The 24,979-nt window shown below is 37.2% G+C and carries 25 protein-coding genes and 1 riboswitch; of the genes, 2 read left to right on the forward strand and 23 right to left on the reverse strand.

Features of this window, described 5'->3' with window-relative positions; genetic code table 11:
- Positions 1-14 precede the first annotated feature (14 nt).
- A complete protein-coding gene (gene bcbE, locus EPL02_RS02675) occupies positions 15-1,244 on the reverse strand; it encodes a bacillibactin exporter BcbE (RefSeq protein WP_094909638.1) in 1,230 nt (409 codons plus the stop codon).
- A gap of 320 nt (positions 1,245-1,564) precedes the next feature.
- On the opposite strand from bcbE, the gene EPL02_RS02680 reads away from it, so the two are divergent.
- A complete protein-coding gene (locus tag EPL02_RS02680; RefSeq protein ID WP_131886936.1) occupies positions 1,565-2,782 on the forward strand; it encodes a NupC/NupG family nucleoside CNT transporter in 1,218 nt (405 codons plus the stop codon).
- 208 nt (positions 2,783-2,990) lie between these two features.
- Here the strand turns inward: EPL02_RS02680 and EPL02_RS02685 are convergent, their stop codons facing one another.
- From EPL02_RS02685 to EPL02_RS02700, 4 genes are all read right to left on the reverse strand, one after another.
- Positions 2,991-3,263 carry a hypothetical protein gene (locus EPL02_RS02685; protein ID WP_094909636.1) on the reverse strand — a complete coding sequence of 91 codons (273 nt, stop codon included), beginning with the start codon at positions 3,261-3,263 and terminating at the stop codon, positions 2,991-2,993.
- A gap of 202 nt (positions 3,264-3,465) precedes the next feature.
- Positions 3,466-3,738: a DUF2564 family protein gene (locus EPL02_RS02690; protein ID WP_094909635.1), complete on the reverse strand. Its 273-nt coding sequence runs from the start codon at positions 3,736-3,738 to the stop codon at positions 3,466-3,468.
- 55 nt (positions 3,739-3,793) lie between these two features.
- Positions 3,794-3,976: a zinc-finger domain-containing protein gene (locus EPL02_RS02695; protein ID WP_094909634.1), complete on the reverse strand. Its 183-nt coding sequence runs from the start codon at positions 3,974-3,976 to the stop codon at positions 3,794-3,796.
- 27 nt (positions 3,977-4,003) lie between these two features.
- Positions 4,004-4,657, reverse strand: a complete 654-nt coding sequence (locus EPL02_RS02700) for a ribonuclease H family protein (protein ID WP_094909633.1) — start codon at positions 4,655-4,657, stop codon at positions 4,004-4,006.
- A 201-nt stretch (positions 4,658-4,858) separates the two neighbouring features.
- Between EPL02_RS02700 and EPL02_RS02705 the strand changes: the two genes are divergently transcribed.
- Positions 4,859-5,257, forward strand: coding sequence for an RNase H family protein (locus EPL02_RS02705; RefSeq protein ID WP_094909632.1), 399 nt, complete (start codon positions 4,859-4,861; stop codon positions 5,255-5,257).
- A gap of 9 nt (positions 5,258-5,266) precedes the next feature.
- On the opposite strand, the gene EPL02_RS02710 is transcribed toward EPL02_RS02705, so the two are convergent.
- The 18 genes from EPL02_RS02710 to EPL02_RS02795 form a co-directional block, all read right to left on the reverse strand.
- Positions 5,267-5,542 (reverse strand): DUF6123 family protein, encoded by a 276-nt coding sequence (locus EPL02_RS02710; protein WP_094909631.1) that lies wholly within the window; start codon positions 5,540-5,542, stop codon positions 5,267-5,269.
- A gap of 64 nt (positions 5,543-5,606) precedes the next feature.
- Positions 5,607-6,065, reverse strand: a complete 459-nt coding sequence (locus tag EPL02_RS02715) for a divergent PAP2 family protein (RefSeq protein WP_094910143.1) — start codon at positions 6,063-6,065, stop codon at positions 5,607-5,609.
- Between the two features lie 96 nt (positions 6,066-6,161).
- Positions 6,162-6,503, reverse strand: coding sequence for a hypothetical protein (locus EPL02_RS02720; protein WP_094909630.1), 342 nt, complete (start codon positions 6,501-6,503; stop codon positions 6,162-6,164).
- Between the two features lie 170 nt (positions 6,504-6,673).
- Positions 6,674-6,937, reverse strand: a complete 264-nt coding sequence (locus EPL02_RS02725; RefSeq protein WP_094909629.1) for a YpbS family protein — start codon at positions 6,935-6,937, stop codon at positions 6,674-6,676.
- Positions 6,938-6,950: 13 nt separating this feature from the next.
- A complete protein-coding gene (locus EPL02_RS02730) occupies positions 6,951-7,706 on the reverse strand; it encodes a DNA polymerase beta superfamily protein (protein ID WP_094909628.1) in 756 nt (251 codons plus the stop codon).
- 1 nt (position 7,707) lies between these two features.
- Positions 7,708-11,334, reverse strand: coding sequence for a dynamin family protein (locus EPL02_RS02735; RefSeq protein ID WP_131886937.1), 3,627 nt, complete (start codon positions 11,332-11,334; stop codon positions 7,708-7,710).
- Positions 11,335-11,551: 217 nt separating this feature from the next.
- Positions 11,552-12,625, reverse strand: coding sequence for a sulfate/molybdate ABC transporter ATP-binding protein (locus tag EPL02_RS02740; protein ID WP_131886938.1), 1,074 nt, complete (start codon positions 12,623-12,625; stop codon positions 11,552-11,554).
- 20 nt (positions 12,626-12,645) lie between these two features.
- Positions 12,646-13,512 (reverse strand): sulfate ABC transporter permease subunit CysW, encoded by an 867-nt coding sequence (cysW, locus tag EPL02_RS02745; protein WP_131886939.1) that lies wholly within the window; start codon positions 13,510-13,512, stop codon positions 12,646-12,648.
- Between the two features lie 12 nt (positions 13,513-13,524).
- A complete protein-coding gene (gene cysT / locus EPL02_RS02750) occupies positions 13,525-14,352 on the reverse strand; it encodes a sulfate ABC transporter permease subunit CysT (protein ID WP_131886940.1) in 828 nt (275 codons plus the stop codon).
- Positions 14,353-14,440: 88 nt separating this feature from the next.
- Positions 14,441-15,505, reverse strand: a complete 1,065-nt coding sequence (locus tag EPL02_RS02755; RefSeq protein WP_131886941.1) for a sulfate ABC transporter substrate-binding protein — start codon at positions 15,503-15,505, stop codon at positions 14,441-14,443.
- A 531-nt stretch (positions 15,506-16,036) separates the two neighbouring features.
- Complete coding sequence (locus tag EPL02_RS02760; protein WP_094909626.1) at positions 16,037-16,603, reverse strand: isoprenylcysteine carboxyl methyltransferase family protein; 567 nt, start codon at positions 16,601-16,603, stop codon at positions 16,037-16,039.
- Between the two features lies 1 nt (position 16,604).
- The gene (locus EPL02_RS02765) at positions 16,605-17,693 is read right to left on the reverse strand and encodes a type III polyketide synthase (protein ID WP_131886942.1); all 1,089 of its coding nucleotides are present in this window, start codon (positions 17,691-17,693) and stop codon (positions 16,605-16,607) included.
- 194 nt (positions 17,694-17,887) lie between these two features.
- Positions 17,888-18,427, reverse strand: coding sequence for a GNAT family N-acetyltransferase (locus EPL02_RS02770; protein WP_131886943.1), 540 nt, complete (start codon positions 18,425-18,427; stop codon positions 17,888-17,890).
- Positions 18,428-18,720: 293 nt separating this feature from the next.
- Positions 18,721-20,031: a nucleobase:cation symporter-2 family protein gene (locus tag EPL02_RS02775; protein ID WP_094909623.1), complete on the reverse strand. Its 1,311-nt coding sequence runs from the start codon at positions 20,029-20,031 to the stop codon at positions 18,721-18,723.
- A gap of 1 nt (position 20,032) precedes the next feature.
- A complete protein-coding gene (locus tag EPL02_RS02780) occupies positions 20,033-20,626 on the reverse strand; it encodes a xanthine phosphoribosyltransferase (RefSeq protein WP_094909622.1) in 594 nt (197 codons plus the stop codon).
- Between the two features lie 107 nt (positions 20,627-20,733).
- Positions 20,734-20,835, reverse strand: a riboswitch (purine riboswitch).
- A 124-nt stretch (positions 20,836-20,959) separates the two neighbouring features.
- Positions 20,960-22,477 carry a carboxypeptidase M32 gene (locus tag EPL02_RS02785; protein WP_131886944.1) on the reverse strand — a complete coding sequence of 506 codons (1,518 nt, stop codon included), beginning with the start codon at positions 22,475-22,477 and terminating at the stop codon, positions 20,960-20,962.
- A gap of 142 nt (positions 22,478-22,619) precedes the next feature.
- Positions 22,620-24,557, reverse strand: a complete 1,938-nt coding sequence (locus EPL02_RS02790; RefSeq protein ID WP_131886945.1) for an ATP-dependent DNA helicase — start codon at positions 24,555-24,557, stop codon at positions 22,620-22,622.
- A 211-nt stretch (positions 24,558-24,768) separates the two neighbouring features.
- The gene (locus tag EPL02_RS02795; RefSeq protein ID WP_094909619.1) at positions 24,769-24,954 is read right to left on the reverse strand and encodes a hypothetical protein; all 186 of its coding nucleotides are present in this window, start codon (positions 24,952-24,954) and stop codon (positions 24,769-24,771) included.
- Positions 24,955-24,979 lie beyond the last annotated feature (25 nt).

A 24,979-nucleotide genomic window follows, 5' to 3' on the forward strand; every position in this document is an offset into this window, starting at 1 on the left:
TCTAAGAAATAAAATTAAACCTCAGCTTTTTTAACCTTCATGGCTTCATCTGTTGGTTTGATTGCTTTAAGAACGATAATAGCCCCGATTGCACTAACAAATAAAGACGTTTGGAAAACAGCCATATCAGACCATTTCATTAGCAAAGTATACAATGGGGGACCGGCAGCGACTCCGACGAAGCGCATGGAACTGTAAATTGACGTAATTGTCCCTCGCTCTTCTTTCTCAATGCCTTCGGTAATTAAAGCATCAAGACTTGGAAGTGCAACACCTATTCCGATACCGCCAATTACAAGCGTGATGATAATCATGACAATTGAAGTATTAAAAAATAAGATAGGAAAAGAACAGGCTAATAGAAGAAAACCAAAGAATGAACACCATTTCATCACCACTTTATTCTTACCAATTTTCTTCCCAGCAACATACGAGGCAATGGATAGTGCAAGCAATGGAATGGCCATTACAAAGCCTTTTTTTGTATTGATAATGTCATATCTCTCTTCTAGAATTGTTGATAAATAAAAGAGCATTCCAAATAAAACAAGCATAATAATAGCACCTAAAATGAAAATGGCTAACAACCAGCGAATATTTTTATGAAGAGTGCTCTTCACATTTTTAATGAAATCTTTAATGTCTTGTTTCTTTGTATCAGATGACCCTGATTTAGGGGTTTTCACCAAAAAGAGAACAAGTAAAATGGACAACAGACAAAGAATCGGAATAAACCAAAACGGCAAAAACCAAATAAAAGAGGCTAAAAATGCACCTAAAATTGGGCTTAATACTTTACCAAACGTATTAGCAGTTTCAATTAACCCTAACCCTTTCGTTACTTCCTGTTCATCTTCAAACATGTCTCCTACACATGGAATAACCACTGGCATAGCACCGGCAGAACCAATTCCCTGAATGGCCCTTCCAATTAAAATAATCCAAAACGGGCTACTCATTTGCCATGAAGCCCATCCCGTAATTGCTCCACCTATTCCAGCTAAAATCAGACTGGGAATGATGACTTTTTTTCGTCCAAAGCGATCTGATAAATAGCCAGCAATGGGAATTAAAAAAATAGCAAATATCGAGTACACAGTAATAATCATCGAGACCTGCATAGAGCTAATTTTCAATTGCTTTTCAATGACTGGTAAAACAGGTATTAGCATGGAGTTCCCCAATGTCATAATAAGCGGAACGGATGCAAGCGCAAGCAAGTCCATTTTTTTTCTACTTTCCATAGCAGCCTCCAGATAGCGTAATGCTAAACAATTTAAGCATTTTACAAGCAATGCATATCTATATTTTTTTGCTATTTTATCATTTCCTATTCATGCATAAATCACAATCCTATGATTTAACCATCCCTTGTGTATCAAACCTTTCTAAAAGATTAGTCACTCATTTTTTATTCATAAATTATTAAAGTTGGGACAAGATAAAAGAGGAAAAACTCAAAAACCTCTTTCAATTTTCGACAAAAACTATTATATTTAAGTTGTCGTAAGACGTTAGAAGTCTGACGACGTTTCGCTAAAAACATAAAGAAAAGGTGGAGACTATGAATTTCCTTTGGGGTCTATTAGGTATTGCGTTTATCTTTTTGGTAGCGTTTTTATTATCTAGTAATAAAAAAGCAATCAAACCTCGTACTATATTAGTCGGCTTAGCCATTCAAGTTCTATTTGGATTTATCGTCTTAAAATGGAACGTTGGTCGAGCAGCTTTAGAAAAAGTAACAACTGCTGTACAAAATGTTGTAAATTACGCAAATGAAGGGATTTCTTTCTTATTTGGTGCACTATCGGATGCAACTCAGCCTACTGGGTTTATCTTTGCATTTAATGTACTAACATTAATTATTTTCTTCTCTTCTTTAATTGCGGTTCTATACCATTTAGGAATTATGCAGATTATCATTAAGTTCCTTGGTGGCGGATTATCAAAATTACTTGGAACAAGCCAAACAGAATCATTATCTGCTGCAGCAAATATTTTTGTTGGTCAAACCGAAGCACCGTTAGTTATTCGACCATACTTACCGAAAATGACAAGATCAGAGCTTTTTGCTGTTATGACAGGTGGATTAGCATCTGTAGCTGGTTCAGTACTATTTGGGTATGCAGCTTTAGGTGTACCAATCGAATATTTATTAGCAGCAAGCTTTATGGCCGCTCCAGCCGGATTAATTATGGCTAAAATGATTATTCCAGAGACGGAAAAGACGTCAACAGCTGAAGGCGTTGCGATGGAGAAAGATAAAGATACAGTTAACGTAATTGATGCAGCAGCTCGCGGAGCATCTGACGGGTTAAAGCTTGCACTAAACGTAGGAGCAATGCTACTTGCATTCATCGCACTAATTGCATTGTTAAATGGAATTTTGTCTGGAATTGGAAGCCTTTTCAACCTTGAAAACTTTACACTTGACACGATTTTAGGATTTGTTTTTGCACCGATTGCGTTTGTCATTGGTGTTCCTTGGAGCGAAGCAGTACAAGCAGCTGGTTTCATTGGACAAAAGTTTGTATTAAACGAGTTTGTAGCTTACTCTTCTTTCGCTCCACAAATTGATCAGCTTTCTGATAAAACAGTTGCTGTTATCAGCTTCGCACTATGTGGATTTGCTAACTTATCTTCACTTGCTATTTTATTAGGTGGATTAGGCAATATGGCGCCAAGCCGTCGTCCAGAAATAGCACGTTTAGGTTTCCGTGCTATTCTTGCCGGAACGTTAGCTAACCTATTAAGCGCAGCAATTGCAGGTATGTTTATTTAATAAAAAAGAAGCTAAGACATACTATTTTAGTCAATAAAATATCCGAGCTATCGCAAGTGAGATACTTCGATAATTCGGATATTTTTTGTTGATTTGGAAAATAATTTTCAAAAAAATAACGGAATGGAACGAACTTACTAAAACAGTTAGAGCGTAGTAACGTCGTAATTCTTCTTTAGAGAAAAAACTACTTTTTTATTTTCCAACCTTAAATTACATCATCATGATACATAAATTGTTTATCAATAATATGTTCAATGTAAATTGTCGTTAAGTCACTTTTCTTAACATGAGCAACAATCAAACCTAACGGATCTCCAATTGTAAAGCTCGTACCATTATGAAATGTAAGCAGTTTTTCATCGAGATGAAGAACGCGCTTATAGATTTTTTCTCTTTCAATATCAGTCCTCTTTTTGGATGCTTCTGTCGTTGAAAACAAGACGATAATTTCATTTCCTCTCACTTGTGTACGGTACACAGCTCTCACTCCTTATCGACAATCTACTTAATAATAAACAGAATTTTTCGATATCTATTTTCATTATACCTCTAAAACAAAGATTAGTAAATACATCCATAATATTACAGAAACCTAAAACCCTTATGTATATTAGTAAAAAAGCACTCTTTGTATCGCGTTTACTTTGCGATGAAAAGAGTGCTCTTCTCCTGTTACAACCTTATTGCTTTGCCTCAGTTAACTGCTGTTCACAAGCTTTTAAATCCGCCATGCACTTTTGAAGAAACTCCTCATCTACACCTGTTGCATTTGCTTGTGCTGCTTCTAACTCTGTGCGTGCGTTCGCTAGAGCTTCTGTTGCTTCACTAAGCTGTTGCGGACTCATGCTCATTGTTGCAGTTCCAATCATTTTTTGCGCTGATTGAATAGAAACTTGAGCTTGTTGTAAATCATTATAACCTGTCGTTACGTCTTGATTTAAAAAGTTATCCATTCAGAAAACACCTCCTATGGATAGGATAAAACAAGACGAAAAAAATTATACAGAACTACTTTTTCGTTAATAGTTCTCCGTACTTTTTAATTTTCTCTCCTACCGTACACTCATTAATACAAAACGATTGCGCATAGGTTTTGCCCCGCTCTTTATTAAACGTTTTTTTTACAAAGCAGTCATTGCAATAGTAATCTAGAAGCTCTGTTACTTCTTCTAACACTTGCTTTCTTTCCATGCTACATCTCTCCATTTCAATTAATACCTATATTCGTTTTCGACTAGATATGGCAATTCCTTGTAAGGCTTGTGTTGCAAGCTGGTCGGCTTCTTCATTATCCTTACGTGAAATCGGTTCATAAATTGGTTTAATCCCTAATTCTTGTAGCTTATCTTCAATGCGGTCTAAATATTTATTAAAGGTTTCTTCAAAGCAAGGCCATTCACCTGCTAACTGGTTTAACACAACTTGTGAATCTCCTTTAAAGGTCACTTGAATATGATGAACTCCCATTTCTTCTAGCTGCTGTACTGCAAAATAAAAAGCCGCATATTCCGATTCATTATTTGATTCAATTTGCTCAAGCTGCGTATTAACTCGAATGCGCTGTGAGAAACCGTTTTGCGTAAAGTAAATAACAGCACCGAGACCTGCGACTTGCAGGTCATGATGAAAGCCCCCATCAAAATACACTGTGATATCATGAGGCTCCGTTTGAACTTCTTCAAACAGCTTCTTGGCTTCTTTTACAGTCCAACGTTGTCCATCTTCACTAATCAAATAAATTTCCTTTGTACGCCCAGTTCTTTCCAAGTCGCCTATGATAATAAACGCTTCGTTTGCATCTGTGAAATCAGAGTAAAACGTCAGTTGCTTTTGTTTGGATGATTTGTAGTGCCATTCAATTTGAAATTTCATCTTTCCAGTTCCTTTCATGGGCAATTTTTGAATACCGCACGTAAACTTTTCTACTTTTTTGTATTTTATCACTCATCTTGTCTTTTCATGACAATTATTATCGCGATTTTACTGTAGTTAGCACTAAATTTTTTTATGGTACAATAGAGTTGATTTAATTGCAACTTATCTGATTAACTAAGCTATATTGGAGTGATCACTATGATAGAAGTATACATTGACGGTGCCTCTGCGGGAAATCCCGGTCCATCTGGCGCGGGAATTATTATAAAAGGTAACGGGGAACACCACCGTTACTCTATTCCCTTGCAAGCGATGAATAATCATGAAGCTGAATTTCATGCTTTAATAAAAGCATTAGAGCTTTGTTTAGAAAAGCAGTATACGATGGTTTCTTTCCGAACCGATTCGCAGATTGTAGATACAGCTATGAACAGAGAATATGTAAAAAATAAAGCTTTTCTTCCTCTCCTCGAAAAAGCGTTAACTCTCTCCAAACAAATTGATTTATTTTTTATTAAGTGGGTTCCAAGCAGCGAAAATAGCGGAGCTGACCAGCTTGCTAGAGAAGCTATTCATCAAAAAGAAGCAGGACTATAAGCTCCTGCTTCAAATCATTCCGGTCTGTTTTAGCACTTGCATCGCCTGTTTTCTCGTCTTTACCTTTTGTGCTGCAAGTTGCTCTAGCAGCGCAACAAAAAAACTACCATCGAATTCTTTTTGCATTTTTAAGGTCCATTCAATCGAGAAAATAACCATTTCGTCCGGCATTTTTGTATATTGCTGACCAAACGCAATAAAACCCTTTGCATCTTCTTTTAAAGAAAAGCCTTTTTCCTCAAGATAAAGAAGGTATTCTTCTAAGGAGTTTACCAATTTTGTCACGATCCGATCCCATCCTTTATAAAGGTTCCCTCTTTATCTTAGCGTATTTATAAAAATTTGACCATTACTTTTCACCAAGCAAATAGCCAACTAATCCTATAGTGACACCTAGGAGGGCACCTGCAAGCACTTCTGCCGGCTGATGTCCAAGCATCTCTTTAAGCTTCTGTTCAGTTAAGTCATGAAAGCCTTTATCGGGAAGACCGGCTAATTTTTCAATTTCTTCATCTAACGTATTTACCTTAATGGTAATTTCACCAGTTTGCCTTCGAATCCCTTGTGCATCATACATAACAATAATTCCAAACACAGTCGCAATTCCGAATTCAATGCTAGAAATACCTTTGGTTAACCCGACGTAGGTAGCCAGAGAAGAAACCCCTGCAGAGTGAGAACTTGGCATTCCACCCGATGCCCCTATCATGGATATGTCCCATACACCTGTTTGATATTTCTTAATAGGAATTTTTAATGCCTGTGCTAACAATATTGAAGAAAGTGACAAGCCAATACCTTTGTTCAACATTCTCACCTCTTTTACTATTGTGTAAAAAAGAAAATGCCGGAAACATTCACTCGCATCATGAATGTTTCTGGCATTTTCGACGCTCACTATGACTTAGTGATTGTTTTTCTTAGAAGCTTTTTTAGAAGCTTTCTTTTGTGCTTTATTATTCATCTTTGCTGATTCTACCTCAGCATAAGAACCAAATTCTTGGTTATATTGGTTGTTTTTAGCACTTTTAGAAGCTTTAAGCTTTTGGTTAGAAGAATTGTTTTGATTTTGTTGTACATTGAATTCAGATGCAAATTCTTCAGCATGTGCACTGTTTGCTTTCTTTGCAGCTTTCGCTTTTTGAGCTTGGTTTGATTTAAACTCAGAAGCAAATTCTGTGTTATGCTTTTGTTTTGCATTGTTATTACGCTGCGCATTTGCATTACCTGATTTTGTACGTCCCATTACAATCTCCTCCTTTGTTTGTACCTTGTTGGTACATTCATTAGTATGGATCTGTTTTGAAATCAAATACTTCGAAAAATAAGGTAACACCGGGAGCTAATGGGCAATTTCCCTCTTGTTTCAATTCAATAAAAAATGAGAGCTGCCATTAGAAAGCAGCTCTCATTTTTTTAATTATTTAAACGCTGAACGTATTCTGCAACCATTTCTTTTGTTACAGACTGACGTGTTGGTACGATTCCATTATTTTTTGCAAGCTCATTAATTTGAGCCGTCACCGCATTAATTGTATCCGTTGAAAATTCTTTGCCTTCTTTACAGAGAAGCACCGCTGCTTCGATTGCTTGCTCACGCATTGTATCTAGTCTGACAAATGCTTTAACAAGTTCATGCTGTTTCTTTGAATGCTCTGATATTGCTTTGTGTACGCTCATTTTTGTTCCTCCATTATGTAGTAAGCTGTTGTGCTAAGAATAAGTTAATATCTTCGAGGCTAGGGTCTTTATCGGGCAAGTTACTTAGCTCCCTTTTAAAATGAGGGAGCTTTGTTTCAAGCAAGGCTTTTATTCCTTTTACCTCACTACTTGTTAAGTGTACAAGCTGTTTTTTAGCATCGCTAAGCTTTGTCATTATCGACACTAAAGAATCATCTTTGAAGCCGTTAACAAGCTCAAAAAACGACGTAGGCGGTAATTTCTTATCTTGAATTAAAAGCGTTAGTGCCATATATGCTCTAGCCATATGAAGAACAACTTTTATATCCTCTATTGTAACAGAAGATTTCAGATTTCTTTTACTATTTTGATGCAAAAGTTTAAAATAATGAAATCCAAGCGCTTTTAGCGAATACTGTTTCTCCATCATAAGACATACCTTTTCGCGAAACTCTTTCACATTGCGATAGTAAATTGATGAATGTATCCATTCATAAAGAGAAGGATTTGATTTTGTAAAAAGATGCAGTGCTTTATACACGTCCCACCCTTGAATATCATAATGTTTATCTATGCTTGTAATGACGTCTTTAGGTCGATATAGCTCAAGGTAGCGTGGGTATTCATATTTATAAATAAATCGTACATCATAATCACTAGAAGGCGTATGTAGCTCATACGCCCTGCTCCCTGCTTCACACGCAAACAAAATCGTGACATTATGTTGTTTTTCAATTGAATTCAGTATCTCTTCTATATGATCGTTCATCTTATGTCCTTTCAGTTTGATGAGCTACCACGATATCATTGAGTGTACCAATTGTATGATTTAGCGCTTCAATTGGAAAATCTGCATTAACCGCTGTTTGAAGCTGTTTATAATAATCATACCATTCTTCTAAAAGCGCCGGCTTATACATTAAAACAAATGCATGAATTTGTTCACTGTAATGATTTTGGAGCTTTACTTGTTCGCTGCGCACATAATCATCAAGCAGCGGCTCAATTTTAGCTTTTAAAGCTTCATGCATTTTAGCTTTTTCATTTTTTTCAAAAAAGCTTTTGCTGTTTTTATAAAGAGCTAAGTCCTTCTGAAATAGTTCGAGATTTTCAAACAAACAGCGACTAACCATCGTACTGCCACTTTCTACATGAATATCTGGAAGGGCAGGGTGAAACGTTGGTTCATAGCGTTGTAGCTGCCTCATATTCGTTTGATTCCACTCTTTTGTTAAGCGTTGGATATACGTTTCTAAACGTAGCGTTGTCGCTTGAATTTCTTGGGTAACATCAAATGCAACTGCTTGTAAAAGCTGATTAAGACATGCCGCCAACTGTTCTTTCTTATTTCCTTTATCGTCTCTAAGCGTTGCTGGGTTAAACGACTCCTTAAAGAAATCATCATAGCGCTGTAAAACACGCTTCTTGACATAGAAGAGAAGCTCATCCCTTTCCCTTTCTAGCTGCTGTTCTTCATACGTAAATGTCATTTCTGAAACCTTGGCAGAAATTTGTTGATCTTTAATGTGAAGAGATTGCAAATAGCGCTGTTTTTCAACCGCAGATTTTGTTTGAACACCTTTAATTTCATTCATCACGGCAAGTGCTTGATTGAATTCTTCATAAACGGATGCAACTGCTAGCTGAGTTAGCTCATCTGTAATGAAATGATAAAATGGCTTTTGAAAAGCTTTAAACATCGTATCATTACGATTTGTTAACGCCTGTAAGCTTGAAATTGGATAGAGACGTGGAAAGCGAATACCATACTCTTCAAGCTGTGTTTTTACATAATTTTGTACAAGGGTTAGCTCTTCATCAGACTGAGCTAGATCTGCTGCATTGAGTAAAAAGAACATCTTATCTAGTGTAAATACATCTTTTACACGACCAAGCTGAATTAAAAATTCGCGGTCTGCTTTTGAAAACGCATGGTTATAGTACGTAACGAACAAGATAGCATCAGCATTTTTAATATATTCAAACGCAACGCCCGTATGGCGAGCATTAATGGAATCAGCACCTGGTGTATCAACAAGCGTAATTCCCAGCTGCGTCAGCTCACAATCATAGTACAGGTTAATATGCTGTACGAAACAAGCTTTCTCTTCTTTAGCTACGTATGCCTCAAATTCTTTAATCGTAACCGTCACTTCAGAACCCATTACGTTCTTAACATCCTCATAGCCTTTTATCACCGCTTGTAGAAATGAGAAATGCAGCTGGTTTTCTTCTTTCACAGTTAATTTTGGCAATAATTCACTTAGCTCTTCTACGTCTGAAATAGTATGTTTAAACAACTCTAGAGAACTGTTAATATCAGCTAACAGTTGATCCATCGTTTTCATAAGAACTACCACTGTCCGATGAGGATAGTCCTTTGTAGGAGGCATAATTTTGTTAATTGTTGCCGTTGTAGGGTTCGGTGACACAGGCAATACTTTTTCACCAATTAACGCATTAGCAAAAGACGACTTTCCAGCGCTAAAAGCTCCAAATAGTGCTACTGTGAACGTTTGGTTTGCAAGCTTATGACGTTTTTCCTTTAAGCGGCCAATAAACTTTTCAAGCTGTTTGAATGTAGAAAGCACCTTTGTCGACTCATCAATATCTCGAATAACTGCATCGACTTTGGTTTTTGACTGAATGTCTTCCTCTACAGCAACAACTTGTTCTGATTTACCTGTAGCTGGAGGTGCTTTTACCTCAACCATTGTTCCTACTTCGATTTCTTCTTGTAATAAGTCTAACAGTTTTACCATTTCCAATGGTTCAAGAGGTCTTAAGATATTTAGCTTGTGTGTTAAATCTTGTCGCAAGGCTTGAAGATGCTGCGCAGATCTTTGAACTTGCTCATAGCCCTCAATAATTCGTTGTTCTTTCACTAACGACTGTTCAATATTTTGCAGAAGTCGTTCTTCTTCTTCTTTCTTTACTTGTTCAATTTCTGTATACAGTTCAGACAGAATACGATTGGTATTTTTCTTAATCGCATCTACTACATCTTTTGTATAAGTAAGGACGTACTCACCGTTAATAGTTGCCCCTGTCTTCACAGCATCCACTAAGTCATGTGGCTCAAACGGTACTTCAAACTGTTGAATGCTAGCCAATAGAGAAGAATCTACGAGCTCTTCATCTTGAATGAGCTGCTGCATATACTGCTGCAAGTGCCACTGCAGCTCTGTTTGAACACGCTCTTTCACATCTTCATAAAAAGCTGTTAGCCGTTCTTTTTTTTCTTCTTCTGTTTTCTTTTTTGTAAACCATACCCCTACTTTAAAGTCTGGCTTGGTTGTTTCTAAAAATGCCTTTGCTTTCTCTCGCATCTCATAAGGAGCTAAATTCGCATTGTTCATAATTTTAGCTGTTTCATTTTGATACGTCGTATAAAAAGCTGTGCGTTTATGTAAGATCAGTTCTTTCTTCGCTATAAGCTCGGTTGCTTCTTCCTTTGCAATTTGATATTCATTTGGACGAAGCTGTGAACGAATATCATCATATTCAAGAAGACTTTCTTCTTCACTGCTTTCTGCAAACTGCATGTGATCTTCTACTACCATTTTCATGGAATCCATAATATGTTGATCTCGATTTTCTTTTTTCTCCATCATTGTGTGCAGATGCTTCTTTAAAACAGCTAATTCATTATAAGAGGATTGCTTATCTTTTAAAGACGTATAGAAAATCCCTTTTGGTCGTACATTCCATTTTAAAAACGCCTCTTCTACAGACTCTTTAAATTCTTGGAAAGTAAGCTGATCGTCTCGGTGCTTATCAACTTGGTTAATAATTAAGAACAAATCTTTATTGGCATCCTGTAACTCTTTTGTAAAGTGGAAATTGAGCTCTGCCTGTACGTGGTTATAATCCATTACGTAAAAAATAACGTCCGCAAGATGAAGAGCAGACTCGGTTGATACACGATGAGCATCATCGGTCGAATCAATTCCAGGTGTATCCATAACAACGATTCCTTTTGGAATTGCTTTCGTTTCAATCGAGAGATGGATAGACTCTACTTCGTCACCATCAACACAAAATGATTTAATTTGTTCATACTCGTATGGTGCTTCATAACGTACTGGCTTTTCTTTTCGGTAATAAACGGTTGCATGCTCTTCACCAGCCTTAACAGACACCAAGTTAGCACTTGTCGGAATTGGGCTTGCAGGCAAAATTGTTTGCCCCATGAGCTCATTAATCATACTCGACTTCCCTGCTGAAAAATGACCGCAAAATGCAATAACAAATTCTTCTTTTTCTTGTTTTCTTAACAACTGAATAATTTTTTCTGCTTGCTTTTCATCTCCAGCATTTATAAAAGCCTCATGTAAATAATAAAGAGAGGATTGTAGAGTTTTATACTTTTGATGCTGAACGCTTACTTGAGACATCCCTTTCGACTCCTTTTGTTAGGCACTTACAATCGTGCACATACTCCATTTCTGCTACTTATTCCTCTTTTCATTTTACTTGATTTTAAAGCGTTTTCCTATAAAAAACTGAATTTTCCGCTTGCTCATTAGTAAGCTACGTACTATGCGACTAAAAGAACACTAGCCACCTCTCAAATTAAACTTGAAAGATGGCTAGTGACAAATAAACTATAACTCAAATTGAATAATCTTCTGGTATAAAGACTTTGAGCTGTTTGGGACGAATATAAACCTGTTTACCTATACTAAGTTGTAAGAACCTAAAGCGTTCTTTCGAAATTTCAGCTTCTAAAAATTCGTCAAACCCTTCACGCTTTAATTCAACTTGAACAATCGGCCCTACCATGTGAATATGACTAATAGTTGCTAAAACCGTATCTTCACTGACCTTTTCGTTTTCAATTTCAAGATCATGAGGACGTACATATCCTACCGCTTGCTTTGCATCACAGTTCATATATTCTGGGACTTCCAATTCGAAATCACCTTGTATTAATTTACCTCTATTAATACGTCCTCTAAACAAGTTAACGCTGCCTAAAAAGTTATAAACAAACGGACTGTTTGGATAATCATAAACTTCTTCGGGGCTGCCAATTTGCTCGATTTTCCCGTTATTCATCACCACCACGCGATCCGCTACATCTAGAGCCTCCTCTTGGTCGTGAGTAACAAAAATACTCGTTACATGGAAGTTATCGTGCAGCTTGCGGAGCCATCGCCTTAAGTCTTTTCGTACTTTAGCATCCAATGCTCCAAAAGGTTCGTCAAGAAGCAGAACTTTTGGTTCTACTGCCAAAGCACGAGCTAATGCTACACGCTGCCTCTGCCCGCCTGATAGTTGAGATGGATACCTGTCTCCAAAACCTTCTAATTTGACAAGTTGCAAAAGTTCTCTTACCTTTTCGTTAATTATTTGCTTTGAAGGTCTTACTTTTTTAGGGCGTACCTTTAAGCCGTATGCCACATTTTCAGCAACTGTCATGTGTCGAAATAACGCATAGTGTTGAAATACAAATCCAACATTTCGCTCTTTAGGATTAATATGCGTAATATGATTTCCATCAAATAAAATTGCTCCTTCATCTAAGTTTTCAAGGCCCGCTATGATACGAAGTAACGAGGTCTTTCCAGAACCTGATGGTCCGAGCAGTGCAATTAGTTCTCCTGTTTTGATGTTGATACTGATATCTTCAAGGGCTTTAAATGTCCCAAATGATTTAGATACATTTTTAATCTCAATTCCCATTATCTAAACTCCTTTTGTTATTAGGCATGACTTGCTTTCCATTCAATAATATTTTTCACAACTAGTGTAATAATTGCGAGTATAGACATGAGCGATGCTACTGCAAATGCAGCTGAAAATTGATATTCATTGTATAGAATTTCAATATGAAGAGGCATTGTGTTTGTCATCCCCCTGATATGACCAGATACAACCGACACCGCTCCAAACTCTCCAATCGCTCGAGCATTACATAAAATAATGCCATACAGTAATCCCCATTTAATGTTGGGTAACGTAACAAGATAAAATGTCTTAAACCCACCCGCTCCCAAAGTTAAAGATGCTTCTTCTTCCGCTGTTCCTTGTGCTTGCATAAGCGGAATTAGCTCTTTAGCGATAAACGGGAACGTAACAAATAGAGTAGCTAAAATGATACCTGGAAGCGCAAATACAACCTTTATGTCATGATAAAATAACCATTCACCAAATAACCCCTGCGCACCAAATAATAAAATAAAGATGAGTCCAGCAATAACTGGAGATACGGCAAAAGGTAAATCAATGATTGTAATTAAGATATTTTTTCCTCGAAAATTAAACTTTGTAATAGCCCATGCTGCTATCACCCCAAAGACTGCGTTAATTGGGACCGTAATAAGTACAACAATGAGCGTCAATTTAATTGCAGCTAATGCATCTGGATGTGTAATAGCGGCTACATAGACCTGCCACCCTTTTTGAAATGCTGTGATAAAAATTGTAATAAGCGGTAGTATTAAAAACAATGCTAGAAACGTTAAAGCAAGACATATTAGTATCCACCGAACCGCTTTAGGCTCTTGCAAGCTTGTTTGTGATTGATTAGCTATCCCTTTAGATATTTGAATTGAAACCTGTCCTCCCACCTTTACTACCTCCTAGTTATGCAAAAATTTCCGATGAGTAATCCATTGAATAACGTTTATGCTGAATAAAATTAAAAATGAACTAACAAGCATTACGCTTGCAATAGCCGTCGCACCTGCATAATCATACTGCTCAAGCTTTGTCATAATGATTAAAGGTGTAATTTCTGTTTTCATTGGCATGTTACCAGCAATAAAAACAACCGACCCATATTCTCCTAGCGCTCTTGCAAATGATAGTGAAAAGCCTGTTAAAATAGCTGGAACGAGTTCAGGGAAAATAACTTTAGAAAATGTGTGTAAACGACTTGCTCCTAAGCTAGCTGAAGCCTCTTCCACTTCTCCATTAAAGTTTTCTAAAACAGGCTGGACCATTCGAACAACAAACGGTAAACCGATAAATGTTAATGCAATGATAATCCCAAGTGGTGTAAATGCAATTTTGAAGTCAAACAGCTGTCCTATGAAACCACTTGGCACATAAAGAGTCGTTAATGCTATGCCGGCTACTGCCGTTGGTAATGCGAATGGCAAATCTACTAATCCATCAACTATTCGTTTTCCTGGGAACTGATAGCGCACTAATACCCATGCAATGATAGTTCCAAAAATAACATTGATAATCCCTGCTATCAGAGCAGCACCGAAACTAAGCTTATACGAAGCTACTACTCTTGCTTCCGTCACTGTTTGAACAAAATCGTCCCACCCCATTGAAGCTGTATTAAAAAAAACCATCGCTAGTGGAAATAACACCAAAATACTGGCATACAACATTGTGAACCCTAGCGATATTCCGAATCCTGGTATAACATTTTTCTTTTTTTGAACCTGTAACACCCTCTACACCTCTGCTTTCTCTGCTGAAACTGCTCTTAGAAATAGAGAGAAGATACAAATAAACATGTATCTTCTCAGCTACGATTTATTATTTTGGTTGATAAATTTTATCAAACGTTCCTCCATCATTAAAATGTGTTTCTTGTGCTTTCTTCCACCCGCCAAAGTCTTGAATTGTCACAAGGTTTAAGGACGGAAATTGATCTTTATGTTTTTTTAGTACTTTTTCATTTCTTGGACGATAATAATTCTTCGCTGCAATCTCTTGACCTTCATCACTATATAAATAATTTAAATACTCCGTTGCGACTTCTGTTGTTCCTTTTTTCTCAGCAATTTTGTCTACAACTGCTACTGGTGGTTCTGCTAAAATACTTAAAGACGGCGTAACAATTTCAAACTCATCTTCTCCAAGTTCATTTAATGATAGATAAGCCTCATTTTCCCACGCGATTAGAACATCTCCTATACCTCGTTCAACAAAGGTTGTAGTAGCTCCTCGAGCACCTGAATCTAATACTTCAACGTTTTTGTACAAATCGCTCATAAATGATTCAATTTTCTTTTCATCGCCATTGTATTTTTCCTTAGCATACGCCCAAGCTGCGAGGTAGTTCCATCTTGCCCCCCCAGATGTTTTGGGATTTGGTGTAATAACAGAGGTACCTTTTTTCGTTAAGTCACTCCAGTCCTTAATTCCTTTTGGATTTCCTTTACGAACTAAGAAAACAATAGTTGAAGTGTATGGTGTAGAATTGTCATCTAATTCCTTTTCCCAATCATCGTTTAACAGCTGACGAGCAGCAGCAATTTCGTCAATATCGTATGCAAGTGCAAGCGTCACAACATCAGCTTCTAAGCCATCAATAACTGCTCTACCTTGCTTACCTGATCCACCATGTGATTGCTGAATCGTTACGTCTTGACCTGTTTTATTCTTCCAGTGAGAAGCGAATTTTTCATTGAACTCTTGATATAACTCACGTGTTGGGTCATACGAAACGTTTAACAGTTCCACAGGTTGCTTTGACTCATTGCTTCCAGTTTTCTTATCTCTTTCTTCCGAATTACTAGAAGTCTGATTTCCACACCCTGCTAGCATCACCGAAAGTGCTGTTACCGCCATTAAAGATTTCAAAAATTTTTTTCTCATGTTTTACTCCCCTTTTTTAAAAAATACAAAAAGACTGCTCCCTTTTTAAACTAAAAAGGAAAGCAGCCTTCAGGTGTCTGATCGGCACACAAATTTTGTAGACCTATTCGCATGTAAAAGATAGATCGCACACGCACTCTAAGCTATTTATATCACCACAATTGAATGTACTCGTGCAGCAGACAAGTTTCTTCAGTAGACTGATAGATACTAGTTTGAATTTTGAAACAATTTATATTATATATTATTTGCAGTTACCCTATATGTCAAGTAGGAATTTATTTTTCGTTTTTTCAAACCAAAAAAACTGCCAAATACTTGGCAGTTTTTATCTATGCTTGCACAACAGCAATTTTATACACGCTGTGCTTTTTCAATATTTTTCATGACATACGTTGCCATACCCGTACACGTTACGAACGTTCCAATTACAAAAAGACTAACCATTATGTCCACCACCGTTTCTTATTGATGAAATTGATAATCTTTATCAGCTACTTACAGTCTATCACGAAAGATAATCATTTTCAATTAGTTTTCTGATTTTTTTAACTGTGGCATAAAACGTAGCTTTCCATCCATGGCTACCTCGTAGTCTGTATAGAGCTTCAGCGCTTCTTCTTCTTTTGGAATACGAACCGAAAGCATCCACATGTTTAATAAACTAAATACAATAAGCGTTAGATACGCTTGAAATAAAAGCGGAATTAAAAGAAATTCCAGCGTGACAATCGTATAGTTTGGATGCTTGATGTATCTGTAAGGTCCCTTTAATACAACGGGAGCTTTGGGCATTACAATAATTTTAGTATTCCAATACTTCCCTAATGAGGCGATAGCCCATACTCTTCCCAGTTGCACCATTAGAAATAAAGTCGCAAATACCCAAAAAGAAGATGAAAAAGAATAGTCTACAAGCTGCATTTCTACAAGCAACGCTACAAAAAAAGCAGCATGCATGGATACCATCCATTTATAATGGTTGCTTCCTGCTTCATATCCACCATTTTGCTTCATCCAGGCCTCGTTACGCTTTGCAATTATAAGTTCTCCTAAACGTTGTAAAATAATCAATGCAAAAATGGTATAAATAAACATGTTATTCCCTCCACTGAAGTAAAACGAGCTCCGAGCTAAAACCTGGTCCAAGCGCTGTTAAGACGCCGTATTCTCCGCTTGGAATTTTTTCTTTCATGAATCGATCCAATACGTACAAAACGGTTGCTGATGACATGTTCCCATGATGTTTTAACACATGAAGAGAGTGGTCAATCATTGAGTCTTCAAGTGAAAGCGTAGATAGATAAGCTTCTAATACCTTCTTCCCACCAGGATGTGCTACGAAATGTCGCAAGTCTTGCGTCGTTAAATTATGACTCGCTAGAAATGTTTGGACTTGATCCCCCAGCCAAGAATCAATAATCGTTGGAATGTCTTTTGAAAAAATAACATATAAACCGTCGTTTCGAATATCCCAGCCCATAACATCCTTAGAATCTGGCATTAGAGTAGACTGAGTATGTAATGTTGCTGGCAGCGTGTCTAATTTTGAAGCGGTCATATCCGATTCATCTCCTGCAATTAAAGCAGCTGCTACTCCGTCAGCAAATAGAGATGTACCAATCAGATTGCTTTTTGAACGATCATTACGCTGAAACGTCAGGCTACAAAGCTCAATTGAAAGCACAATTACCTTTGCTTTTGGAAACGCTAAGCAATACTCATGTGCTCTTGATACACCTGAAGCTCCTCCTGCACAGCCAAGGCCCCAAATTGGAATACGCTTCGTGTGAGGTGAAAAGGGAAGCTCGTTCATAATCCTGGCTTCAATACTCGGTGTTGCAAGCCCGCTAGTAGAAATGTAAAAGATTGCATCAATTTCTTCATAGGGGACATTCCCAGAAAGGTAAGCTGAATTCGTCAAGCAATTTTCAACAGCTTTTACGCCAAGTTCAATTGCACACTCAATAAATGCATTATTTTTCTCTTCAAACGTGTGGTCTTCTTGAAACCACTTCATCCCTTTAGCAAAGTGCCTTGTTTCAATTTGACCATTTTCAAATACCGTTAACAAGCGATTAATGTCTCGAAACGCTTCGGCAAATAGATCCTTTGCAAACTGTGCAGTATCGGATTGCTTCAGCTCATATGGAGGTATACAAAATCCAGTTGACATAATTTTAGGCATCGTTCTCACCTCTTTAATTCGTTATGTATACCATCTGTAATTTTTTAGAAATTTATTCTCGATAAAAAATAAAAAAGCTTTTCCATAAGATATGGAAAAGCCTCGTTTTGAAGAAGTTTTATTTGTTGCGCACACGTTTAGTATAACGTATTTTCCTTAGTATTGAACATGAAATTTTTGGTTTTTTTATTTATTTAAAAGAATACAGACATATATATTTCGTCCACGTACTCCTCATTAATATAAGCTTGCTCTTTCATAACTCCTTCTGTCTTAAAGCCAACTTTTTCGTACAATTTATAGGCCACTTCATTAGAGGCAAATACCGTTAACGATAGCTTGTGCATGTCATTTTCTTTGCACCATTTTAACGTATAGTCCATTAACTGTTTACCAATTCCCATACCTTGTACTTTTGAAACTAACCACGTACGGAAAAGTCCACTATGACGCTTCATTCGAATTTCACCGCGAAGAACGCGCGCAATCCCAACAACTTCACCTTCTACTTCCGCGACAACGTACATATGCCCTTGCTTTGGTACGCTCTCAATAAACTTCTGTTCTTCTTCTACTGTATTTGGCGCGTCTTTTTGAATAAACTCTCCTGCTTTAATAATTTCTTCTACAGCTGTTGTAATCTCTCTTGCATCACGGGGTTCTGCTGGACGTATTGTGACTTCACGCCCATCCTTTGCTACAAATTTTACCGTATCTTTTTCTGCTGTAATCATCTATATCAGCTCCTCTAACCATTCAATAATCACTTTTTCTTATTGTTTGTTTAATTTTCTACTTTACCATTGGAAATGTTTATTTTTGCATGTTGTCTAATAAGCAGACCACTGCATTTCTGTTATACCCAGAGCGTTTATACCTGTAAACCCTTTTAGGAAAATTTATTTTTGCATATCCTTTTGTACTTTGCAAATGGTTTACATAAAGTAAAATAAATAGAAATATTCAAATTATTAAATAAAAAAGCTCTTAATGCTTGTCTAATACAAGCATTAAGAGCTTTCTACTTTTATTTTGTTAGCATTTCTTTTTGTACGGATACTTCTCGATTTCTTACTTTTGAAACCGCCAGTACGTTGAAGACAATATTTAAAATAATAGCCGTAAAGCTACCTGCTACAATTCCATTTCCAGTTAAGATTTGAATCCCTTCTGGAAGCTGTGCAAATAAGTCTGGTACGACTGTTACACCGAGGCCCATTCCAATAGAGCATGCAATAATCAGCAGATTTTCTTGCTTTTGTAAATCCACTTCGCTTAAAATTTTAATACCCGATGAGATAACCATTCCGAACATCGCCACCATTGCCCCCCCTAATACAGGGCTTGGGATTACGGTTGTAATCGCAGCAATTTTTGGAATAAGCCCAAGAACAATTAGGATTCCGCTTGCTGCAAACACTACGTTTTTAGTGCGAACACCGGAAAGCTGAAGTAACCCTACATTTTGAGAATAAGCCGTATAAGGAAATGCATTAAATAAGCCGCCAAGGGTGATAGCTAATCCTTCTGCACGATATCCGCCAGCTAAATCTTTTTCTGTTACTTCTTCTTTACAAATATCACTAACGGCGAAGTATACACCTGTCGATTCAACAATCCCCACTAACAGCACTAAAAACATTGTTAAAATAGCCGTCACGTCAAACGTAGGCATTCCAAAATAAAAAAAGTGCGGAACGTGAACCCATGCTTCATCACGAACGCCTGAAAAGTCTACTTTCCCCATAAACGATGCCGCAATGGTTCCAGCAATCAAACCTGCCAATACAGACACTGATCTCATAAACCCTTTTGTAAAGCGATATAATAAAATAATAAGTAAGAGTACCCCAAACCCAAGTGTTAAGTTACTTAAGCTTCCAAAATCCGCGCTTCCTTCTCCGCCAGCCAAGTCCTTCATGGCTACAGGAATAAGCGTAATTCCAATAATCGTAACAACGGAACCAGTGACAAGCGGCGGGAAAAAACGGACAAGCTTGCCAAGGTATTTTGATAAAATAACAACCATAAGTCCTGCAACAATTATTGAACCATATATGCTCGAAACGCCATATGAACTTCCTATTTGAATCATTGGACCCACAGCAGTAAATGTACATCCCAGTACAACGGGCAAACCAATACCGAAGAAGCGATTTTTCCAAACCTGTAGAAGCGTAGCAATCCCACACATGAACAAGTCAATTGCGACCAAATAAGTCAGCTGCTGCTGCGTTAATCCAATTGCACCGCCCACGATTAAAGGCACGACAATTGCTCCACCATACATCGCTAGAACATGCTGTAACCCTAATGACAAAACTTTTCCATTTTTCATTTTAAGATGTCACTCCTTGCTTCGTAGGAACAAACGTAACCTGTCCGCCTTTTAGTGATTCGATGCGTGCCAGTGACTCAACCTTCACACCTGTTTCACGAACTAAGCGACCGCCATCTTGAAAAGCTTTTTCAATAACGATCCCTACGCCTCCTACATCAGCACCAGCTTTTTTAACAATATCCATTAAGCCAAGTGCAGCCTGTCCATTTGCCAAAAAATCGTCAATAATTAATACGCGATCAGTTGGTAAAATAAACTTTTCAGCAACGGAAATTTCGTTTTCTTCTTTTTTAGTAAAGGAATATACTTTTGATGTAATTAACCCTTCTTGTAGCGTCAGTGATTTACGCTTGCGAGCAAATACCATTTCTACATTAAGCTTCAGTGCTGCCATAATTGCTGGAGCAATACCAGATGATTCAATGGTTAAAATCTTTGTAATACCTTCTTGTTCAAATCGCTGTCCAAACTCTTCTCCAATTTCTTTCATAAGAATTGGATCCATCTGGTGATTTAAAAACGTATCAACTTTTAAAACCGTATCTGATAATACGATACCGTCTGTTAAAATCTTTTCTTGTAATGCTTTCATCTTATAATTCCTCCAACTTCTTTTTCACAATAAAAAGCTCAAAAACAAAGCTACACCCACGTATGAGTAGAGCAATGTTTTTGAGCTAACCTATCAGACGAAAGCCAAAAGTTTCACCGCTCACTCATAGTCAAACCATTTACGGTGGTTTGGTAGAAACTTACGAGCCATATTCTCGTCATTATATGAGTGCGTTATTGAGTTGTGTTTAGTATACCAATATTCTGCATGTTTGAAAACCTTTTATCGAACATTTTATATTAAAATTTCTAAAAACGTTCGTAAAAATCACAAAAGAAGATAAGATCACTCTTATCTTCTTCGTCTTTTCTATTAAAGAGAGTATACTTTTGTGTATTTTTTTTCTAAATAATCAATTAAATAATTGACGTTTAAACCTTCTCCCGTTACATCATGCAAGATTTCTAACGGCTTTTTCGCTTTTCCATACTGATGAATGTGATACGTTAACCAGTTTGTAATTGCTTTAACATCACCGGTCTCTAACAGCTCATCATAATCTGGTAAGTCTTTTAGCATAGCGTTTTTAAACTGAGCGGCATACATATAACCAAGCGCATAAGAAGGGAAATACCCAAAGCTTCCACCTGCCCAGTGTACATCTTGAAGCACACCTTCTCCATCGTGATTTGGGCGAACACCTAAGTATTCTTCATATTTATCATTCCAAATCTCAGGAAGGTCCTTTACTTCAATGTCACCGTTTATTAAGCCTTTTTCAATTTCATAGCGAATCATAATGTGAAGTGGGTACGTTAATTCGTCCGCTTCAATACGAATCAATGAAGGCTGTGACTGATTAATTGCTCGATAGAAATCTTCTAATGATACGTTCTCAAACTGACCGCTTGAATACTTTTTAATTACATCGTAGTTGCGCTTCCAAAATGAAAAGTTTTTGCCCACAAACTTCTCATAAAAGAGCGATTGGGACTCATGAATGCCCATTGATGTACCTTCACAAAGCACTGTGCCAATTAGATCTTCTGAAATGTTTTGTTCGTATAAAGCATGGCCGCATTCATGAATGGTACCAAAGATTGCTGTTCGAAAGTCCTTTTCGTCATATTTAGTTGTAATTCTTACATCTCCTGGATTTAAGCCCGTTGCAAATGGATGAACCGTTTCGTCTAAACGACCAGCTTCAAAATCATAGCCAAGCTCTTTTAAAATCGCTAAGCTGAATTCACGCTGCTTATCTTTTGGAAAAGACTTATATAAAAAGGCTGTTTCTGGCTTATTAGATGAATCTGCAATCTTTTGGACAAGTGGAACAATTCGATTGCGGAGCTGACCAAACACATCATCTAAGATTTCCACCGTCATCCCTGGTTCAAAAAGGTCCAATAAGCGGTTATATTTATTACCTTCGTATCCCCAATATTCTACAAATTTTTGGTTAAACGCTACGATTTTCTCTAAATACGGTTGAAACATTTGAAAATCTGCTTTATTTTTTGCTTCTTCCCACACAGATTCAGCTTTAGAAGTTAAAACAACGTATTCTTTATACTCGTCAGCGGGAATTTTTTTATTAAGCTCGTATTCTTTTTGACACTCTTTTACCGCTTTCTTTGTCGTATCAGATATGTAATGTTGAGCGGTATCAGCAGTCAACTGTTGAATGAATGAAGCCATTTCATTAGAAACAGATAGCTTAAACGCTTCTGAAGACAGCATGCCAATTACTTCAGAACGCTGCTCCACTCCTTTTTTCGGTGCACCTGTACGTAGATCCCAATACATCACACCCATCGCTTCATGATAACTTTTAATTTTTTTCATGAATTCATGAAAATCTTGCTCTACAAGCTGAATATTTTCGTTCATCAAAAACCCTCCCCTTTTTACTTACTAACCTACTATACACTTGTTTCATATAGTCGAGAATCATTTGATTCTCTGCTTTTAGTTTAAAGGTTTTAAACAAAAAAGGATAGCCGTCTGTATAAGACAAACTATCCTCATATCATTAAGCGCGAACTTTTATCGCTGTAGGTAAATTCTTTTCAATAATCGCTTGCACTTTATCATCCGTATTCTCCGGCATGAAAATAGTAATCAAGCCTTCATCTTCATGCGAACGAATTAATCGTCCCACACCTTGCTTTAAACGAAGCAGCATATAAGGCATATCCGCATCCCAAAACGCATCAGCAACCTGTTTTCGCTTAGCTTCAAATACCGGATCATTTGGCGGATATGGAAGTGACCATAAAATAACATTTGAAAGTGACGGACCTGGAATATCAAGACCTTCCCAAAGATGAACCGCACATAAGATTGTTTCTTCTTCACGCTGAAATTGAGAAACTAACTTACTAATTTCTTGATCTCCTTCAAATAAAAACGTATATTCGCTTAGCTCTTTAGATGCTTCTTTAAATAGTGCTAACTCTTCACGTGTATTAAATAGTAGCAGCGCTCGTCCATTTGTTCTTTTAAGCTGTTTCAATGCATAAGCATATTTTTCAGCAAACGCTTCGCTTCCGGCTGCTACCGTTTTACAGGTAATCTCCATCTTTTCTTCATAATCAAACGGAGACTCTACTGAAAATGATAAAGGTTTTCCGATTCCTAAACTATATGCCAAATAGTCAAATGATGAGTTATCTGAAAGCGTGGCTGACGTAAAGATATATGGAATCTTCTTAGAGAACACGCGCTCTTTTAATACGTCTTTAACAGCCTGTGGCATAATAACAAGCGTTAGCTGCCAATCTTTTTCTTCAAGCCAGTAAATTGCATTTTCATTCTCCATAAATAGACGCATTGAATAGTCAATTTGATCTAAATACTCATCGACAATGCGGAGCGTATATTCATCAACCGTATAAGTTTCACTTTCAAAAACAAGTTCGTTTCCAATATGTTCTAAAAGGCCAAGTAGTTCTTTTCCAACCTTTTGCACACGGCTTGTACGCTCAATTTGCTTACGATTAGATCCAACAATATCTTGACTTGCCTCACTAAGCGCATCGAAAAATAGTGAATACACATCAATCGTATGCTCAATTTTCAGTGCTAATTCTTCACGCACATCATTTTCTAATAAACGCGTTAACAAGTTCTCAAGCGTATCTTCTTTAATTCGGTACGTTAAAGCTTTTTGCGCTGCAAATTCAAGCAAGTGTCCTTCATCAAACACAACGCAGCTACTTTCTGGTAAGAGTGGTAGCTGGCCTTCACGTTTACGAGCTTCAACTGTCCAAATATGCTCCATATAAAAGTCATGAGAGCAAATAATTAAATCCGTCGCTTTGCGATAGTGTTCACGTGATAAAGTTAAACCACATCGGTGGCGCTGATCACAGGATGAACAATCTTGGAAAGAATCCCAGTTAATCTGCTGCCATTCTTCATCCGTTAGGTGCGGATACTCTTTACGATCTCCATAATGATAAAACGACTGCATGCCGCTATGGTCATGTACAAAATCAGGTAATGTGTCATAGATTTCTTCAATGTTTTCATTATCTGTTCGGCTTGTAACTGCATCTAGCTTCTTTAAGCACAGGTACTGATCTTGCGATTTTGCAAGGCGAACATCCATGTTAATATCCAGGATCTTTGATAGCTTTGCAATATCTCCCTCTGCCTTTACAAGCTGTTCAATTAATGTTTCATCTGCACAGGCAATGATAGCAGGCTTGCCAACATAGCGCGCATAGCAAATTGCATATAAAAGATAAACAATCGTCTTCCCCGTACCTACCCCAGCTTCTGCAAAGATAACATTTTTTTCTTTAAGCGCCCGTTCAATTTGAAAGGCCATAAAGATTTGCTCATCTCGAAGCTCTAGACCTGCATCTGGAAGGTGATCGTAAAACACGTCTCCAATCCATTCATTCAACTTATCAAAAAAATTCTCATCTCGTCCAATTGTAAAAGGCAATCGCTCTCTCATCATTGATTAATGACTCCTTTAACTATGTAAATATAAACCTTTCAAAAGGTAAATTTATTCATTTTTCAACCGTAAATAACTAACTCAAGCAAAACTTAATTATCTAGTATTGAGAAAGGATTGTCAATATCTATTATTATAGGAACGTAAACAATAAAAAGCTCTGCAAAAGCAGAGCTTAAGGTATTAATATCATATATAAGAGCTACTTGCATTAAGAAAGTGGGCGAAAACACGAGTCCGTGGATGAAATAAAGTTTAAAGCAGCTTCATATTCAGCTTTAGCCTGTTCAAATTGATTCATAAGGTCTGGAGAAAGTTCTCCTCCTTGCTGCATATGCTGATAGCTATTTTCTAATGCTTGACGAATTATTAAAAAATGCTCGTTTGGTCGGACCATCTCAAACACTCTCCTTCTCTCTATA

The organism is Bacillus sp. CBEL-1 (assembly GCF_004348885.1).
Taxonomy (GTDB): domain Bacteria; phylum Bacillota; class Bacilli; order Bacillales; family Bacillaceae_H; genus Priestia; species Priestia aryabhattai_A.

Bases quoted from the DNA above. Each gene is read 5' to 3' on its own strand.
- bcbE (WP_094909638.1), bottom strand. From the start codon at position 1,244: ATGGAAAGTAGAAAAAAAATGGACTTGCTTGCGCTTGCATCCGTTCCG.
- EPL02_RS02680 (WP_131886936.1), top strand. From the start codon at position 1,565: ATGAATTTCCTTTGGGGTCTATTAGGTATTGCGTTTATCTTTTTGGTA.
- EPL02_RS02690 (WP_094909635.1), bottom strand. From the start codon at position 3,738: ATGGATAACTTTTTAAATCAAGACGTAACGACAGGTTATAATGATTTA.
- EPL02_RS02695 (WP_094909634.1), bottom strand. From the start codon at position 3,976: ATGGAAAGAAAGCAAGTGTTAGAAGAAGTAACAGAGCTTCTAGATTAC.
- EPL02_RS02700 (WP_094909633.1), bottom strand. From the start codon at position 4,657: ATGAAATTTCAAATTGAATGGCACTACAAATCATCCAAACAAAAGCAA.
- EPL02_RS02705 (WP_094909632.1), top strand. From the start codon at position 4,859: ATGATAGAAGTATACATTGACGGTGCCTCTGCGGGAAATCCCGGTCCA.
- EPL02_RS02720 (WP_094909630.1), bottom strand. From the start codon at position 6,503: ATGGGACGTACAAAATCAGGTAATGCAAATGCGCAGCGTAATAACAAT.
- EPL02_RS02725 (WP_094909629.1), bottom strand. From the start codon at position 6,937: ATGAGCGTACACAAAGCAATATCAGAGCATTCAAAGAAACAGCATGAA.
- EPL02_RS02730 (WP_094909628.1), bottom strand. From the start codon at position 7,706: ATGAACGATCATATAGAAGAGATACTGAATTCAATTGAAAAACAACAT.
- EPL02_RS02735 (WP_131886937.1), bottom strand. From the start codon at position 11,334: ATGTCTCAAGTAAGCGTTCAGCATCAAAAGTATAAAACTCTACAATCC.
- EPL02_RS02740 (WP_131886938.1), bottom strand. From the start codon at position 12,625: ATGGGAATTGAGATTAAAAATGTATCTAAATCATTTGGGACATTTAAA.
- EPL02_RS02755 (WP_131886941.1), bottom strand. From the start codon at position 15,505: ATGAGAAAAAAATTTTTGAAATCTTTAATGGCGGTAACAGCACTTTCG.
- EPL02_RS02760 (WP_094909626.1), bottom strand. From the start codon at position 16,603: ATGTTTATTTATACCATTTTTGCATTGATTATTTTACAACGTTTAGGA.
- EPL02_RS02765 (WP_131886942.1), bottom strand. From the start codon at position 17,693: ATGCCTAAAATTATGTCAACTGGATTTTGTATACCTCCATATGAGCTG.
- EPL02_RS02770 (WP_131886943.1), bottom strand. From the start codon at position 18,427: ATGATTACAGCAGAAAAAGATACGGTAAAATTTGTAGCAAAGGATGGG.
- EPL02_RS02775 (WP_094909623.1), bottom strand. From the start codon at position 20,031: ATGAAAAATGGAAAAGTTTTGTCATTAGGGTTACAGCATGTTCTAGCG.
- EPL02_RS02780 (WP_094909622.1), bottom strand. From the start codon at position 20,626: ATGAAAGCATTACAAGAAAAGATTTTAACAGACGGTATCGTATTATCA.
- EPL02_RS02785 (WP_131886944.1), bottom strand. From the start codon at position 22,477: ATGAACGAAAATATTCAGCTTGTAGAGCAAGATTTTCATGAATTCATG.
- EPL02_RS02790 (WP_131886945.1), bottom strand. From the start codon at position 24,557: ATGATGAGAGAGCGATTGCCTTTTACAATTGGACGAGATGAGAATTTT.
- EPL02_RS02795 (WP_094909619.1), bottom strand. From the start codon at position 24,954: ATGGTCCGACCAAACGAGCATTTTTTAATAATTCGTCAAGCATTAGAA.